Source organism: Enterobacter sp. 301B, assembly GCF_003850715.1.
In the GTDB taxonomy this organism is placed as follows: Bacteria; Pseudomonadota; Gammaproteobacteria; order Enterobacterales; family Enterobacteriaceae; genus Enterobacter; species Enterobacter intestinihominis.
Genome location: NZ_PQTC01000073.1, coordinates 1 through 948 on the forward strand (window position 1 = coordinate 1; position 948 = coordinate 948).

Here is a 948-nt window from a genome sequence, read left to right on the forward strand (position 1 = left end):
CATTCGGTACCAGAAGAACAACGTCGCTCATAATCACCTCAGTGCATAACTGGCATGTCAGGCATGCCTTCTTTCTGAATCTGTTCGATGAAACTGTCGTGCAGCAAATTAAAACCCTCCCGGCCAAATTGTGACAGCTGAAGCCCCTGCACTTCGTCTTCCGCTAACATGCCCTTGTACATGCGCAGAGCCATCTGCTGACCAAGCTCCTGGCCGTATTTCTCAATGGCAATACCTTCCACATGATTAGCAAGTGCGAATCGCTCTGGCGCAGGATAAATACTGATTGAACCGTGCTGGCCGGAGTAGATAACTGCTTTGTCGAAACCTCCTGAATCGTTGGCCACCTCACTGGTCCCGTTCTTTTCCTGCTCTTCCGTAATAAAGACGGCAACCAGCATCCAGCGCCAAAGAATGATTTCTTTCTCGATGCCCGGGTTAAACCAGCCGCTTTCAATCCCTTCCATAATGCAAGCCAACAGTTCAAGTCCATCCGGAATTCGTTTGTCATAATTACCGTTGTCGAGCTGGCGAACCGCAACTGAATAACCAATAACTCGGTTACCAAAACGGATGCCGGATGAAGTAGGCTCTGGGGTAAAGCTTGAATCAACCATTAATGCACTCCTTCTGGTTTGATGGCTTGCAATGCATCTACTTCTTTGACGTAACGCTCGTGCATCGCGTCCCATTTTTCACACCATTTTTCCATTTCTCGCTTGCGCGCCAGGATACGACGCAGACGGCGAACACAACGCTGGTGGGCGGCCAGATACTCAGCCTTTGTTTCCCCGTCTCGCCATACCTCCATATCATCGCGATCAATACGCACTCGCGGGTGATGCTGCGGAAAACCTGAACGCTCAAAAGCCTCGGTGGTCATGAAGAAAGCCAGATAGCGGATCGCCGTATCTCGCGTGAAGCATTTTTTGATACGACCGTGACGTA

2 protein-coding genes are annotated in these 948 nt (G+C 50.1%); both read right to left on the reverse strand.

Translation table 11 applies throughout. From position 1 onward, the window contains the following. Nucleotides 1-38: 38 nt before the first annotated feature. The gene (locus C3451_RS24155) at nt 39-617 is read right to left on the reverse strand and encodes a hypothetical protein (protein WP_017384400.1); all 579 of its coding nucleotides are present in this window, start codon (nt 615-617) and stop codon (nt 39-41) included. Next, on the reverse strand, nt 617-948 hold a 332-nt coding region (locus C3451_RS24160), incomplete at its 5' end, for a hypothetical protein (RefSeq protein WP_124304493.1). The genes C3451_RS24160 and C3451_RS24155, both read right to left, overlap by 1 nt.

Excerpts from the sequence above, each read along its gene's own strand:
- C3451_RS24155 (WP_017384400.1), bottom strand. The coding sequence starts at position 617 with ATGGTTGATTCAAGCTTTACCCCAGAGCCTACTTCATCCGGCATCCGT.